The sequence below is a fragment of the Pelagibius sp. genome, assembly GCF_028281305.1.
Taxonomy (GTDB): domain Bacteria; phylum Pseudomonadota; class Alphaproteobacteria; order Kiloniellales; family Kiloniellaceae; genus Pelagibius.
On sequence record NZ_JANQKD010000013.1, the window covers coordinates 52,903 to 67,576 of the forward strand.

12 protein-coding genes are annotated in these 14,674 nt (G+C 67.0%); 1 reads left to right on the forward strand and 11 read right to left on the reverse strand.

Annotated elements, in window-relative coordinates; genetic code table 11:
* Window positions 1-5: 5 nt before the first annotated feature.
* From Q0982_RS02990 to Q0982_RS03010, 5 genes are all read right to left on the reverse strand, one after another.
* The gene (locus tag Q0982_RS02990; protein ID WP_322096939.1) at window positions 6-1,766 is read right to left on the reverse strand and encodes a sulfate permease; all 1,761 of its coding nucleotides are present in this window, start codon (window positions 1,764-1,766) and stop codon (window positions 6-8) included.
* Between the two features lie 37 nt (window positions 1,767-1,803).
* Complete coding sequence (locus tag Q0982_RS02995; protein ID WP_299391576.1) at window positions 1,804-3,486, reverse strand: bifunctional protein tyrosine phosphatase family protein/NAD(P)/FAD-dependent oxidoreductase; 1,683 nt, start codon at window positions 3,484-3,486, stop codon at window positions 1,804-1,806.
* A gap of 65 nt (window positions 3,487-3,551) precedes the next feature.
* Window positions 3,552-4,412 carry an MBL fold metallo-hydrolase gene (locus Q0982_RS03000; protein ID WP_299391578.1) on the reverse strand — a complete coding sequence of 287 codons (861 nt, stop codon included), beginning with the start codon at window positions 4,410-4,412 and terminating at the stop codon, window positions 3,552-3,554.
* Window positions 4,413-4,454: 42 nt separating this feature from the next.
* A complete protein-coding gene (locus tag Q0982_RS03005) occupies window positions 4,455-4,655 on the reverse strand; it encodes a DUF2892 domain-containing protein (RefSeq protein ID WP_299391579.1) in 201 nt (66 codons plus the stop codon).
* Window positions 4,656-4,815: 160 nt separating this feature from the next.
* Window positions 4,816-5,478, reverse strand: a complete 663-nt coding sequence (locus tag Q0982_RS03010) for a Crp/Fnr family transcriptional regulator (protein WP_299391581.1) — start codon at window positions 5,476-5,478, stop codon at window positions 4,816-4,818.
* A 203-nt stretch (window positions 5,479-5,681) separates the two neighbouring features.
* Between Q0982_RS03010 and Q0982_RS03015 the strand changes: the two genes are divergently transcribed.
* Window positions 5,682-6,491 (forward strand): crotonase/enoyl-CoA hydratase family protein, encoded by an 810-nt coding sequence (locus Q0982_RS03015; protein ID WP_299391582.1) that lies wholly within the window; start codon window positions 5,682-5,684, stop codon window positions 6,489-6,491.
* On the opposite strand, the gene gcvA is transcribed toward Q0982_RS03015, so the two are convergent.
* From gcvA to Q0982_RS03045, 6 genes are all read right to left on the reverse strand, one after another.
* Window positions 6,476-7,429: a transcriptional regulator GcvA gene (gene gcvA / locus Q0982_RS03020; protein WP_299391584.1), complete on the reverse strand. Its 954-nt coding sequence runs from the start codon at window positions 7,427-7,429 to the stop codon at window positions 6,476-6,478. The genes Q0982_RS03015 and gcvA overlap by 16 nt on opposite strands.
* 67 nt (window positions 7,430-7,496) lie before the next feature.
* Window positions 7,497-8,501 (reverse strand): succinylglutamate desuccinylase/aspartoacylase family protein, encoded by a 1,005-nt coding sequence (locus Q0982_RS03025; RefSeq protein ID WP_299391586.1) that lies wholly within the window; start codon window positions 8,499-8,501, stop codon window positions 7,497-7,499.
* An 88-nt stretch (window positions 8,502-8,589) separates the two neighbouring features.
* Window positions 8,590-9,495, reverse strand: coding sequence for a 30S ribosomal protein S6--L-glutamate ligase (gene rimK, locus Q0982_RS03030; RefSeq protein ID WP_299391587.1), 906 nt, complete (start codon window positions 9,493-9,495; stop codon window positions 8,590-8,592).
* Window positions 9,496-9,570: 75 nt separating this feature from the next.
* Window positions 9,571-10,119 (reverse strand): RimK/LysX family protein, encoded by a 549-nt coding sequence (locus Q0982_RS03035; protein ID WP_299391589.1) that lies wholly within the window; start codon window positions 10,117-10,119, stop codon window positions 9,571-9,573.
* Between the two features lie 108 nt (window positions 10,120-10,227).
* Window positions 10,228-13,440: an efflux RND transporter permease subunit gene (locus Q0982_RS03040; RefSeq protein WP_299391590.1), complete on the reverse strand. Its 3,213-nt coding sequence runs from the start codon at window positions 13,438-13,440 to the stop codon at window positions 10,228-10,230.
* A gap of 38 nt (window positions 13,441-13,478) precedes the next feature.
* Window positions 13,479-14,627 carry an efflux RND transporter periplasmic adaptor subunit gene (locus tag Q0982_RS03045; RefSeq protein ID WP_299391592.1) on the reverse strand — a complete coding sequence of 383 codons (1,149 nt, stop codon included), beginning with the start codon at window positions 14,625-14,627 and terminating at the stop codon, window positions 13,479-13,481.
* Window positions 14,628-14,674: the final 47 nt, after the last annotated feature.

The window sequence follows — 14,674 nt, forward strand, 5'->3', positions numbered from 1 at the left end:
CGCTCTTACGCCGTCGCCGCGGAGCGCTCCGGCCGGGGGCCCGAGGACGCTTTTCGCGTGGTCTCCGGGTCCAGGGCGGCGAGGGCGTCGTAGTGGCTGAGGAAGACCCGGCCGGTGAGCTTCGCCAGAAAGTCGGAGCGTTTCAGGCGATCCATCACCGGCCCCTTCACCTCCGACAGGTGGAAGTACACGCCCGCGGCCTCCAGCCGCTCGTTCAGCATCTCCAGGCTCTCAAGGGCGCTGGCGTCGATGGCGTTGACGGCGGCGCAACTCAGTACGACGTGGCGCAGAGCCGGGTCGGCGACGGCCATGTCATAGAGCTTGTCTTCCAGCCAGCGGGCGTTGGCAAAATAGAGGCTCTCGTCGACCCGCAGGCTGAGGATTTCCGGGCTGGTCACCACCGGGTGGCGCTTCACGTTGCGGAAGTGCTGCGTGCCCGGCACCTGACCCACCACCGCCATGTGGGGACGGCTGGCGCGCACCAGGAAGAGTACCAGCGAGAGCGCCACGCCGGTGACGATGCCGGCCTCGACCCCCGCGCCGAGGACCACGGCGATGGTCGCGGCCATGGCGGCGAAGTCGGCTTTGGAATAGATCCAGGTGCGCTTCAGGGCGCCCAGGTCCACCAGCGACAGCACGGCCACGACGATGGTCGCCGCAAGGGTCGCCTTGGGAAGCTGATGGAACAGCGGCGTGAGCAGCAGGGCGGTGAGGCCGATGCCCGCCGCCGTCAGGACCCCGGCCAGCGGCGTGCGGGCGCCGGCGTCGAAGTTGACGACGGAGCGGGCGAAACCGCCGGTCACCGGATAGCCGCCGGTCACTCCGGCGGCGATGTTGGCAGCCCCCAGGCCCAGCAGTTCGTTGTTGGGCTGAATGCGTTCGCGGCGCTTGGCGGCCAGGGTCTGCGCGACCGAGACCGACTCGACGAAGCCGACGACGGAGATCAGGACCGCTGCCGGCAGAAGCTGCTGCCAGAGCTCCGGGTCCAGGGGCGGTAGGGCAAGTGGCGGCAGGCCCTGGGGGATCGCGCCGACGACCGCCACGCCCTGCGCCTGCAGCGCCATCAGGTCGACCAGGAGGATGGTGACGATGACGGCCGCCACCGGGCCGGCCTTGGCGAGGCTGTCCGCCAGCCTTGGCCCCAGCCCGGCCCGGGTCAGCAGGGGCTTCAGCCATTGGCGCACCCAGAACAGGAAGAACGTCGCGCCGGCGCCGATGGCAAGGGTCGGGCCGTGCACGGCGTCGATCTGCGATGCCAGGGACCGCAGCAGTTCGAGCAGTGTGTGGCCGCCCGCTTCGATCCCCAGGATGTGCTTCAACTGGCTGGCGGCGATCAGCAGGCCGGAGGCGGTGATGAAACCGGAGATCACCGGGTGGCTCAGAAGACTGGCGAGGAAGCCCAGGCGCGCGACGCCGAGGATCACGAGAAAGAGGCCGGAGATGAGGGCGAGCGCGAGGGCCGCGCCGCGATATTCGGGCGTGCCGACGGCCGCGAAGTCGCCGACGGCGGCGGCCGTCATCAGGGAGACCACCGCGACGGGCCCGACCGCCAGGGTCGAGGAACTGCCGAAGAGGGCGTAGGCCAGCAGCGGCGCCATGCTGGCGTAGAGCCCGACCTCCGGCGGCAGCCCTGCCAGCAGCGCATAGGCCATGCTCTGCGGGATCAGCATGATGGTGACAATGACCGCGGCCAGGGCATCGCCCTGCAGGGCCTGGCGGTCGTAGCGCCGGATCCAGACGAGGCCCGGCAGCAGGCGCTCCATCATCCTGCCGCTCCCTGCCGCCGGGCCAGAACCGTCGTTCTCAGTTCACCACCTCCGGCTTGGTGGCCTCCGGTTTGGCCAGCCACTCCTTGCCTTTCAGCATGGCCTGCCAGTAGACCGGCGGCAGGATCTTTTCCTTCAACAGCCAGGCCAGACGGCTCGGCCGCTTGCCGTCGATCAGCCAGCGCGGAAAGCTGGGCAGCAGCTTGCCGCCGTAGCCGAACTCCGCCAGCACGATCTTGCCGCGCTCCACCGTCAGCGGGCAGGAGCCGTAGCCGTCGTAGTGGCCGACGGAGACGTTGCGCCCCATGTCCGAAAGCACGTTCTGCGCCACCACCGGGGCCTGCTTGCGGGCGGCGGCGGCGGTCTTGGCATTGGGCGCGTTCATCACGTCGCCCAGGCTCCAGATGTTGTCGAACTGCTTGTGGCGCAGGGTGTTCTGGTCGACGTCGACCCAGCCGGCCTGGTCGGCCAGCGGGCTTACGCGGATGAAATCGGGCGCGCACTGCGGCGGGCAGACATGCATCATGTCGAAGCGGCGTTCGACGCGCGTGACCTTGCCGTCGCTGTCCGTCGCATCGAACCAGGCCTGCCTGGCCGGGCCGTCGACGGCGACCAGGTTGTGGGTGAATTTCAGCTCCGCGCGGTACTTCTCGACATAATCCATGAGGGCCGGGACGTAGTCCTTGACGCCGAAGAGCACCGGTCCGGCGTTGTAGAAAGCGATGTCGATGTGATCGAGCACGCCGCTGCGCAGCCAGTGATCAGCGGAGAGATAGAGGGCCTTCTGCGGCGCGCCGGCGCACTTGATCGGCATGGGCGGCTGGGTGAACAGCGCGGTGCCCGCCTTCAGGTTGTGGACCAGCTCCCAGGTGTAGGGCGCCAGATCGAAACGGTAGTTGGAGGTGACGCCGTTCTGGCCCAGGGTATCGACCAGCCCGTCCACCTTGTGCCAGTCGAGCTTCAGGCCCGGGCAGACGATCAGGCGGCCGTATTCGATGGCGCGGCAGCCTTCCAGAAGCACCACGTTGCGTTCCGGCTCGAAAGCGGCCACCGCCGCTTTGATCCAGTGCACGTTCTTCGGTAGCACCGAGGAGAGCGTGCGCACGGTCTCGTCCGCTTCGAAGACGCCGCCGCCGACCAGCGTCCAGCCCGGTTGGTAGTAGTGGATGTCCGCGGGATCGATGACGGCGATGTTGAGTTCCGGCGCGCGCGCGAGCAGGGAGGAGGCAACGGCGATGCCGGCGGAACCGGCGCCGACCACCACGATCTCGAACCTGCCGTCGATGGCTTCCTGCGGCGTCTTCCCGGCGTTGGCGATGCGCCGGACAACGCCCGACATGTCATAGCCGGCGCCCTTGGCGGCGGCCAGGATATCGGCCAGCGGCATCCTGTCCGCGCGGCTCAGCGACCACAGCGTGACCGAGCGGGTGCCGCTGCGGCAGTAGGCGAAGACCGGTTTGGGCGCTGCTTCCAGCCTTTCGCCGAAGGCCTCGGCATCCGCATCGCTGACCTTGCCGCTCTCGACCGGCAGGTAGTGCGCTTCGAGACCGTGCAGCCGCGCCGCCTCTTCGATTTCGTGGAACAGCGGCTGGTCGTTGCCTTCGCCGTCCGGGCGGTTGCACATGATGGTCTTGTAGCCGGCCTTTGCGATCTCGGCGACGTCCTCGGCCTCGATCTGCGGCGAGACGGCGAAGCTCTTGTCGATTGTCTTCAGTTCCATGGGGCTTTCCTCTGCTGTGCGGCCCTCTTGCAAGGGGCCTTCGTTCTTTAAGCGGCCGGCGCTGCCTAGAGTGCGTCGACCGGGATCTTGAGATACCGCAGGCCGTTGTCCTCGGCCGGTGGCATGTCCCCGGCACGCATGTTCACCTGGACCGAGGGCAGGATGAGAACCGGCATGTCGAGTTCCTTGTCGCGGGCGCTGCGCATCTCCACGAAGTCGTCTTCGGAGACGCCGTCGCGGACATGGATGTTCTCCGCCCGCTCCGCGCCCACGGTGGTCTCCCAGCGGTAGCCGCGGCCGTTGGGGGCGTAGTCGTGGCACATGAAGAGGCGGGTTTCCGGCGGCAGGGCGAGGATCTTGCGGATCGAGCGGAAGAGGGTGCGCGCATCGCCGCCCGGAAAGTCGCAGCGCGCCGTGCCGAAGTCGGGCATGAAGAGCGTGTCGCCGACAAAGGCGGCGTCGCCAATCACGTAGGTCACGCAGGCCGGCGTGTGGCCAGGCGTGTGAATGACCCTGACATCCAGCTTGCCGATGGACAGGCTGTCGCCGTCTTCCAGCAGGCGGTCGAACTGCCGGCCGTCCGCAGTGAAGCCTTCTTCCGTGTTGAAGAGCTTCTTGAAGACCTGCTGGACCTGGTCGATACGGGCCCCGATGGCGACCTTGCCGCCCAGCTCTTCCTTCAGATAGGGCGCGGCGGTCAGGTGGTCCGCGTGGACATGGGTTTCCAGGATCCAGACGACGGTCAGCCCGCGCTGCTTGACGAAGGCGATGACCGCGTCGGCGCAGGCGGTTCCGGTGCGCCCCGACTTGGGGTCGTAGTCCTTCACCGAATCGATGATGGCGGCCTCCCGGGTGTCCGGGTCCCAGACCACATGGGTCGCCGTGTAGGTGGCTTCATCGAAAAAGGTCTTCACGTCCGGGTGCATGGCATTTCCTCAGGTTGTTGTTGTGCGGGCCTGGCCCGGAATTCAGGCCTTGCGCTGATCTCTCGCCAGCGTGTAGAGGCCGAGCAGGCGGTAGGCCGGGCAGAAGCCGGCGAAGGCGGTGGCGAGCGGAACAAGGCCGATGAGGCCCCAGAGTGTCTGCGGGCCGACGAAGACCAGCGCCAGCAGGGCGATGCCGATGCCGACGCGCAGAATGCGGTCGAGAGTTCCAACGTTGCGGGTCACAGCTTCGCTCCTTCGTGCAAGGGCCGGATGGCGATGGCACGGGAAGCTAGGGCCTCAGGCGCGGCAGGTCTGTGATTTAGTCACGCAGGGGATTCAGCCACGCAGGAGCAGATACGGCATTGTGCCAGATCAACACCGGATCAAGGCTTCCGGGGGCCGCCTATTCGGTCTCGGTCAGTCGGGCCAGGGCCGCCCGGTCGCTGAGGCCGATCTGGCCGCGGGTCAGAGTCAGCCACCCGCGGCGCTGGAACTCCTTCAGATGGCGGCTCACCACCTCGCGGGCGGTGCCGAGCTCGACGGCCAGGTCCTGATGGGTTGCCGAGAGGGAGCCGTTGCTATCGGCTCGTTCCAGAAGCTTCTGTGCGAGGCGCTTGTCGATCCGCTCGAAGGCGACCTCCTCGACGACCTGCAGCAGGTCGGTGATCCGGCTGGCATAGTCGGAAAAGACGAAACGGCGGAACTGCGCCGAACGCGCCATCATGTCGTCGAAGGCCGAGCGCGGCAGGGCGACGGCCTCCACCGGCGTCTCGGTGATGCCTTCGGCGTTGTAGGTGTCCTCAGAGAGCAGACAGGCGGTCGTCATGATGCAGCTCTCGCCGCCGCTGATGCGGTAGAGAACGATTTCCCGCCCGCCCGCCGAGACCTGCTGCACGCGCACGGTTCCGTCCAGAACCAGCATGAAGCTTTGCGCCGGCTGACCCGGCGCGAAGATGGTGGTCTGTGCCGGCAGGCTGACCGCCTGTGCGCTCTGGGCGAGCATCTGCTGTTCGGCCGGCGGCAGCGTTGCCAACTCCGGGAACTGTGGAATCCAGTCGCCTGGCATCGGGGGAGTCGTCCCTGGGCTTTTCCTCGGTTATGCCGTGACCATACCTGCGCGACCGCTCGGCGTCCAACGGTGCCGCATCCGGTTTGCCGCGGCACCAAGGAGGAGATGAATTCCCTTCATCCGCAGGTGTGCCTTACTCGTTTGCGGCTGCAGGCCTTTGCGGCCAAGACTGGAGTGCCATTGCCTCAAGGAGCCCAGCGATGCCCACCCCTCTGACATCCGACGAACCCCTGCTTTGTGACATTCACGAAGGCGTTGCGACTCTCCGCCTCAATCGCCCGCATAAACTCAACGCCATCAGCTATGCCATGGCCGATGCGATGCTGCGGCTGCTCGACCGGTTGGAGACCGACCCTGCGGTCGGCGCGGTGGTTCTGACAGGGGCCGGCGACCGTGCCTTTTCCGCCGGTGCGGACATTCACGAGTTCTCCGAGACCGTGCGGCGGGATGGCGCCGCTGCGCTGCGGGACTTCGTGCGCCGCGGCCAGACCATGACGGCGCGTCTGGAGGCCTACACCAAGCCCGTGATCGCCGCAGTGAACGGACTGGCCTACGGCGGCGGCTGCGAGATCACCGAGGCCGTGCATCTGGCCGTCGCCAGCGAGACCGCGCGCTTTGCCAAGCCGGAGATCAGGCTGGGCATGCCGCCCACCTTCGGCGGCACACAGCGTCTGCCACGGCTGGCCGGGCGCAAGCGGGCGCTCGAGCTGCTGCTGACCGGCGACAGTTTCTCGGCGGAGCGCGCTACGGAGTTGGGCCTGGTGAACAGTGTTGTCCCGGCCGGGGAGGCTTTGCCGGCGGCGCAGGCACTGGCGCAGCGCGTCCTGGCCCATTCGCCGCTGGCCACCGCCAGCATCATCACGGCGGTCACCCGCGGTCTCAACATGGGCATTGCCGAGGGTCTGTTGGCGGAGAGCGAGCAGTTTGCCCGCCTGCTGCCGAGCCATGACCTCTCCGAAGGACTGAGTGCCTGGGTCGAGCGGCGTCCGGCCGCCTATACCGGCTCCTGAGTCGCTGCGGCGCCGGATTGGGGTCCAGGCTGGGATCCAGACTGGGATCGAGACTGGGCGCCGAGCGCGGCGCAGATCCAGGTGCGGAAGGTGCTGAGCGCCGGCCGCGCCATGGCGCCGGGGGCAGCCAGAAGCCAGTAGCCGGTACGCGACGGCCGCGGCGGGCCGAGGACGGAGACCAGGCGTCCGGCGCTGAGGTCCTGGTCGATCAAGAGCCGGCGACCGATGGCCAGGCCCATACCCTCCGCTGCGGCGTCCAGGGCCATGCCGATGTTGTCGAAGCGCGGCCCCGTTTCCAGGTCGAGCGCGTCCTCGCCGATCCCGGCGAGCGCGGCCCAGGCCGCCCAGTCCTCCCCGACGCTGTTCACCTGCAGCAAAGTCCGGCCCCGAAGGTCATCTGCCGTCTGGATGGTCTCGGCGAGCGCGGGGGAACAGACGGGAACGAGGTGTTCCACCGCCAGGCAGGTCGCCTCAAGCTCCGGCCAGTCGCCCCGGCCCATGCGGATGGCCAGGTCGATGCCGTCCCGCGGAAAGGCGATCGGGCGCTGGCTGCTGTCCAGGGTGACGGCGATTCCGGGATGGCGAACCTGGAAGTCCGGCAGGTGATGCGCCAGCCAGCGGGCGCCGAAGGTGGGGGCAACGCTGATGGACAGCCCGGCATCGTCGCTGCGCTGCTGGATGGCATCGCTTGCGGCGACCAAGAGGTCGAGGGCGTCCTGTACCTGAGGCAGATAGGCCTTCCCCGCGTCCGTCAGGACCAGCGTCCTCTGCGTACGGTCGAAGAGAGGCGTGCCCAGCCAGTCTTCAAGAACCTTGATGCCGTGGCTGACGGCGCTCGGCGTAACAGCCAGTTCTTCGGCCGCCTGCTTGAAGCTCAGGTGCCGGCCGGCTGCCTCGAACAGGCGCAGGCTCTTCAGGGGCGGCAATCGATAAGGCATGACTTCCCGCCATCGTGGCCCGGCAGGCGGCCGAGGGCAAGGCGCCTTCCGCCTTTGCCAGGGGTGTTCAGATGATCTCGTCTTCGTCGAAGAGGGGGTCTTCCTGCAGCTCCGCCTCGATCCGCCCCACTGCGGCCTCGACGCTGCGGGCGCGGCGGTGCCGGGCGATGTGCGCCAGCCCGTCGCCGCGGTTGACCACCGGCAGGTTGGTCCGCCCGATCAGCAGGCCGGCATCGCGGGCCCGCAGTTCGGTTTCCATCTCACCGAAGGGATCGGAGATGATGCCGATCAGGTCGCCCTCGGCCACACTGTCGCCGATGGTCTTGAAGCTGCGCAGGACCCCGCCCTCCGGCGCGCGCAGCCAGTAGCTCGACTCCGACATCATCGGCGGCACCTTGGCATCGCGCACGCTGCGCGCCGGCAGCATGGAAAGGTGCTTCATGACCCGGAGAATACCGGTCACGCCGACGCGGATGGCGAACTCGTCGAAGCGCAGGCCCTCGCCGGCCTCGAACAACATGACGTCGGTGCCCACCTCGGCGGCCGCCTGGCGCAGGGAACCGTCGCGCAGCGGCGCTTCCAGCACCACCGGCGGGCCGAACACCGTGGCCAGTTCTTCCATGGTCTTCTGCCGGGGCGATATGCGGATCTGCGGCAGATTCACGCGGTGGACCGCCGCGGAGTGGATATCGATCCCCAGGTCCGCCGGCGCGACGATCTCCGTCAGGAAAAGGTCGGCGAGCTGCCCGGCGAGTGAGCCCCTGGCCGAGCCGGGGAAGGAGCGGTTGAGATCGCGGCGGTCCGGCAGGTAGCGCGAGTGGCTGATGAAGCCGAAGGCATTGACGATGGGCACCGCAAGCAGCGTGCCCCTTAGCTTGGCCAGGACCGGCAGCGCCAGCAGCCGGCGGATGACCTCCACGCCGATGATCTCGTCGCCGTGGATCGCCGCAGAGACGAAGAAGGTCGGACCCGGCCGCGCGCCGTGGACCACGTGGACCGGCAGCGCCATCGGCGTGTGATTGGACAGCACCGAAAGCGGCAGGCCAATGGTCTCCCGCCCGCCGGGCGCCACGGAAACCCCGCCGATCCTGAAGGTCTGCCGCCCGGCAGTGGGTTTAGGGCCCGAAGGTTTAGGGGGCACGGTTTTGCGGGCCAAGGGGCTAGCCCCGGCCCTTGGTCTTGGTCTTGCCGGGCCGGGCGTTCTTCTCCAGGAACTGGACCATCAGGTCGGCCACGTCCACTCCGGTGGCCTTCTCCACGCCCTCCAGCCCGGGGGAGGAGTTGACTTCCATCACCACCGCGCCGTGGTTGGAGCGCAGCATGTCGACGCCGCAGACATTGAGGCCCATGGCCTTGGCGGCGCGCACGGCGGTGGAGCGTTCTTCGGCTGTGATCTTGATGCGCGTCGCCTCGCCGCCGCGGTGCAGGTTGGAGCGGAAGTCATCGGCGGCCCCCTTGCGCTGCATGGCGGCGACCACCTTGCCGCCGACCACGAAGGCCCGGATATCGGTGCCGCCGGCTTCCTTGATGAACTCCTGCACCAGGATGTTCACGTTGGCGCCGCGGAACGCCTCGACCACCGACTTGGCGGAGTTCTTCGTATCGGCCAGGACGACGCCGATGCCCTGGGTGCCTTCGAGAAGCTTGATCACCACCGGTGCGCCGCCGGCGATCTTGATCACTTCCTCGGTCACCTTGGGATCGTGGGCGAAGGCGGTGACCGGCAGGCCGATGCCGTCGCGGGCCAGGAGCTGCATGGAGCGCAGCTTGTCGCGCGAGCGGCCGATGGCCACCGATTCGTTCAGAGGAAAGACCCCCATCATCTCGAACTGCCTAAGCACGGCGAGGCCGTAGTAGGTGATCGAGGCGCCGATGCGCGGGATGACCGCGTCATAGCCGGCCAGTTTTTCGCCGTTGTAGATCACCATCGGCCGGTGCGAGGTGATGTTCATGTAGCAGCGCAGGGTATTGGCGATATCGAGTTCGTGCCCTCTGGCCTCGGCAGCCGCCACAAGACGCCGGTGGGAATAGAGGTTCGGGTTGCGGGCCAGCATGAGAATCTTCATCGCAAGCGTCCTGGCTTCGGCCTTGGCAGGCCTTGGGGGTGGGGGCCGGGTAGGGAGTGGACCGTTCTCTCCAAGCTAGCGACCTTGTCTTGGGCTCAAGAGGAACGAGCGCGAGGGATGTACCAGAAAGCGCCCGGCGCGCAAGGCGGTTCGTCCGAACAGCATTTCGAAACCCATCTCCGCCCGGTTGGTCAGGGTCAGCTCTATCTCGAAGTGCTTTTCGCCGAGCACCACCGGCGTGGTGATGACAAAGCGATCCTGGGCGTGGCCGCTGGAGCTCTTGACCGGACGGTGGTCGCGGACCGGGGCGCGGCATTGGATCCGGGCACGGTCGTGCACCCCGCCGCTGTGGGGGGCGACCTCGAAGGTCACCCAGAGCGCGCCCTCGTGGTCGAAAGGGGCAATGTTCATGGCATGGAGGGCCGAGGTGCGGGCGCCGGTGTCGGTCTTCGCCTTGATGCGCTCGATCCCAAGGGCCGGGAGGGACAGCCACTCGCGCCAGCCGATCAGCGCCTGTTTCTCGGTCAGGCTGGTGACTTCAGCCTTGATTCCCCTGCGCTTCGGCTTCTTGGCAGCGGTCTTCGCGCCGGATCCTTTACGGGCCGTCTTGGGCTTCTTTGCCACTGATCCCCCCAGTGAGTCTTTCCGCCGATGCTGACGGACCTCACGGGCAGGATCAAGCAACTATCCGCAGGTGGCTTCCGGCCGAGGGGCCGGAGATGCCCAGTGGTTCTACTCCGCCGGAGCACCCTGCTTCGCCGGGGCGTCGGGCCTCACCGGGGCATCCGGCTTCACCTGGCCGCTGGCCGGGCCGCTTTTGCGGAAGATCCGCCGCAGCACGACGTAGAAGACCGGGGTCAGGAGGAGGCCGAAGAAGGTGACCCCCAGCATGCCGGAGAAGACCGCCGTGCCCAGAGCCTGGCGCATCTCGGCCCCCGGCCCCTGGGCGACGGCCAGGGGCAGCACGCCGAGGATGAAGGCGAAAGCCGTCATCAGGATCGGTCGCAGGCGCAGGCGTGCGGCCTCCACCGTGGCGTCGATCAGGCCCTTGCCCTCTTCCTCGAGCTGCTTGGCGAACTCTACAATCAGGATGGCGTTCTTCGCCGCCAGACCGACGAGAACGATGAGGCCGACCTGGGTCAGGATGTTGTTGTCCATGCCCCGCAGGCTGACGCCCAGCAGCGCCGCCAGGATGCTGGTTGGCACAATCAGAATGATTGCCTTCGGCAGCACCCAGCTTTCGTACTGCGCTGCCAGCACGAGAAAAGCAAAGATCACGGCGAGAGCGAAGATGTAAATCGCGGCATCGCCGGCGAGCTTTTCCTGCAGGGCCAGTTCTGTCCATTCGAAGGTGAGGCCCCGTGGCAGGTTGTTGGCGGCCATCGCCTCCATGATGTCCAGGCTGTCGCCGGTCGAAACCCCGCGCGCCGCGTTGCCCTGCAAGGGGACCGAGACCAGCATGTTGTAGCGCTGCACCAGGTCCGGGCCCGAGCGGTCCTGGACCGTCACCAGGGAGCCCAGCGGCACCAGGGCGTTGGTCGCCGAGCGGACCTTCAGACCGAGGATGTCCTCCGGCGCCAGTCGGAACTGCTGGTCGGCCTGTACGCGCACCTGGTAGAGACGTCCGAAGGCATTGAAATCGTTGACATAGGTTGAGCCGAGGTTGACCGACAGCGCCTCGAAAATATTGGAAATGGGGACGTTCAGCATCTGCGCCCGCACCCGGTCGATCTCCAGGAAGATCTGCGGGCTGGAGGCCGAGAAGGTGGTGAAGACACCGGTGACGCCGGGGGTCTGCTGCGCTTCGCCCATCATCTGGAAGGCGGCGGCCAGGACGCGCCGGATGTCCGAGCCTTCCTTCTCCTGAAGCTGCATCTTGAAGCCGCCGGCGTTGCCGACGCCGCGCACCGGCGGTGGCGGAATGGCGATGATGAAGGCTTCGCGCAGCGACTGCATGCGCCCGAAGAGATCGCCGATGATGACATCGGCCGAGAGGCCCTGGGCGATGCGCGGGGCGAACTCGTCAAAGCGGGCGAAGATCACGCCCTGGTTGGTGGCGTTGGTGAAGGTGGCGCCGGAGAAGCCGGCGAAGGCGACCGCATCGGTGACCCCGGGCGTCGAATTGACGATCTCGGAGGCCTTGCGGATTACGGCGTCGGTGCGGTCCAGGGAGGCGCCGTCGGGAAGCTGCACGACGACGATGGCATAGCCCTGGTCAAGGGTGGGGATGAAGCCGCGCGGCACCGTGGTCAGCATGTGGTAGGCGCCGTAGATCAGGCCGCCGAAAACCACCAGGACCAAACCCAGCATGGCACTGCGGGAGACGAGAAGACGCACCAGGGCGGCATAGCCCTCGGCCATGCGGTCGAAGCCGCTGTTGAAACGATCGGCCATCCAGCTTCCCGCGCGGGCCAGAGGGTTCTTGCCCGTCGGCTTGTCGTGCGGCTGCAGCAGGATCGCCGCCATGGCGGGCGACAGCGTGAGCGAGTTGATCGAGGAGATCGCCGTCGAGACGGCGATGGTCACGGCGAACTGCTGATAGAACTGGCCGGAAACACCGGGCACGAAGGCGGTGGGCACGAACACCGCAATCAGCACCAGGGAGGTGGCAATGAGCGCGCCGGCCACTTCGTCCATGGTGCGATGCGCGGCGTCGCGCGGGGCCATGCCGTTGGCGATGTTGCGCTCCACATTCTCGACCACCACGATGGCGTCATCGACCACGATGCCGATGGACAACACGAGGCCGAACAGCGTCAACATGTTGATGGAGTAGCCGAGCGCCAGCATCACCGCGAAGGTGCCGATGAGCGACACCGGGATCGCCAGGATCGGGATGATCGCCGTACGCCAGCTTTGCAGGAAGACGACGATCACCACCACCACAAGGACGATGGCCTCGAAGATGGTGGTGTAGACGGCTTCGATGGAGGCGGAGATGAACTCCGTGGGATTGTAGACCACCTGGTAGTCCAGTCCCACGGGGAAGTCCTTTTTCAGCTCCGCCATCACCGCGAGAATCTCGTCGGAGGTGGCGAGCGCATTGCTGCCCGGTCTCTGGAAGATGCCGAGGGCGACGGCAGGTTTGTTGTTGAGGTAGGAGTTTGTGACGTAGTCCTGCGCGCCCAGTTCGACACGGGCGACATCCTGCACGCGCACGATACGTCCGTCTTCGGTGGCCCGGACGATGACCCTGCCGAACTGCTTGGGGTCGTCGAAGCGGCCCTGGGTCGTCACCGTGTACTGAAAGGCGTTGTTGGCCGTGTTGGGCGGAGCGCCGAGCGCGCCGCCGGACACCTGAACGTTCTGCTCGCGCAGGGCGTCCACGACATCGCCGGGTGTGAGGCCATAGGCTGAGAGCTTTTCCGGATCGATCCAGACGCGGGTGGCGAACTGCCGCTCGCCGAAGATGGTCAACTCGCCGACGCCGTCGAGCCGCACGAGGATGTCGCGGACCCGCGCGCGGGCGTAGTTGGAGACGTAGAGCTGGTCGTAGGTTTCGTCCGGCGAGAGCATGTGCACGACCATCATCAGGTCGGGCGAGCTCTTGGCTGTGGTGACACCAAGGCGGCGCACCTCCTCGGGCAGGCGCGGCTCGGCGATGGAGACGCGGTTCTGTACGAGGACCTGCGCATCGTCCAGGTTGGTGCCAAGCTGGAAGGTCACGGTCAGCGACATGCTGCCGTCGGAGGTCGAGTAGGAAGACATGTAGAGCATGCCTTCCACACCGTTGATTTCCTGCTCCAGCGGCGTGGCCACGGTCGCCGCCACGGTGGCGGCGTCGGCGCCGGGATAGCTGGCGCGCACGACGATGGAGGGCGGTGCGATCTCCGGGTATTGTGAGACCGGGAGCTGGGTGTAGGCCACCAGCCCCAGGATCACCAGGATGATGGAGAGCACCGAAGCGAAGATCGGCCGGTCGACGAAGAAGTGTGCAAAGTTCATGGCCGCGTCCGGCTCCGGTTGGTTCTGGCGCGGGCCACCTACTGGGCTTCTTCGGCCAACTGGATGGTCTCCGGCGCCACCGTAATGCCCGGGCGCACCCGCATCAGCCCTTCGACGACAATCTGCTCATCGCCCGTCAGGCCGTCGCGGATCACGCGGTAACCGTCGATCTTGGGTCCGGGCCGCACTTCCCGGGTCGAGACCACGCCCTCCTCGTTGACGAGATAGACGATGCGCTTGTTCTGGTCGGCGGTGATCGCTTCGTCCGGGATCAGAATGCCGAGGTAGGGCAATGACCCGGGCACGTTCACCCGGCCGAAGAGGCCCGGCTGCAGCACCAGGTCTTCGTTCTGGAACACAGCGCGCACGCGCATGGTGCCTGAATCCTCGTCCAGGCGGTTCTCCGAGAAGTCGAGGTTGCCCTCGCGGGGCTCCTCCACGGTGTCGCCGAGGCGCACGGTCACCGGCAGGCGGCTGCCGCCTTCCTGCAGCGCCTGCCCGCGCGAGCGGGCGTCACGCGCGTAGGCCAGGTAATAGCGCTCGTTGATGTCGAAGTAGAAATAGATCGGGTCGAGCGAAACGATACTTGTCAGGACCGTTTCGTTGGCTTCCACCAGGTTGCCGATGGACAGGAGATGGCGCCCGATCCGCCCGCCGAAGGGGGCGCGGATCTCGGTAAACTCGAGATCGAGGGCCGCGGCTTGGACGGCCGCGCGCGCGCCTCCGACCTCGGCCTGGGAGGAGATGAACTCCTGGCGGCGCTCGTCCACGACGCTGCGCGAGATGTTGCCGCGCTGCACCAGTTCCTCGGCGCGGGCGAGTTCCTTCTGGGCGAACTCGTAGCGCGATTGCGCGATCTGAAGGGCCGCCTCGGCCTGCCCGAGGATGGCGCGGAAGGGGCGCTGGTCGATCGTAAAGAGCAACTGGCCCGCTTCGACGATGGCACCGTCTTCGAAGTGTATTTCGTCGAGATAGCCACCGACCCGGGCGCTGACCTGAACCTCGTCGACGGCCTCGAAGCGTCCCACGAATTCATCGTCCTCGACGATCTGTTTGACCACCGGTTTGGCGATGGTCACCGACGGCGGGGGCGGCGGCACCGCCCGCGCCTCCGCAGCTTGATCCGCTTGGTCGCAGGCTGCCAGCACAAGACCGGCGGCAACGAGAGCAATAACGCGCAACATCATGGTGGCCCGCTGTGATGTTTGGCTGAAGAGTGCAAGTTCCAGTTGGT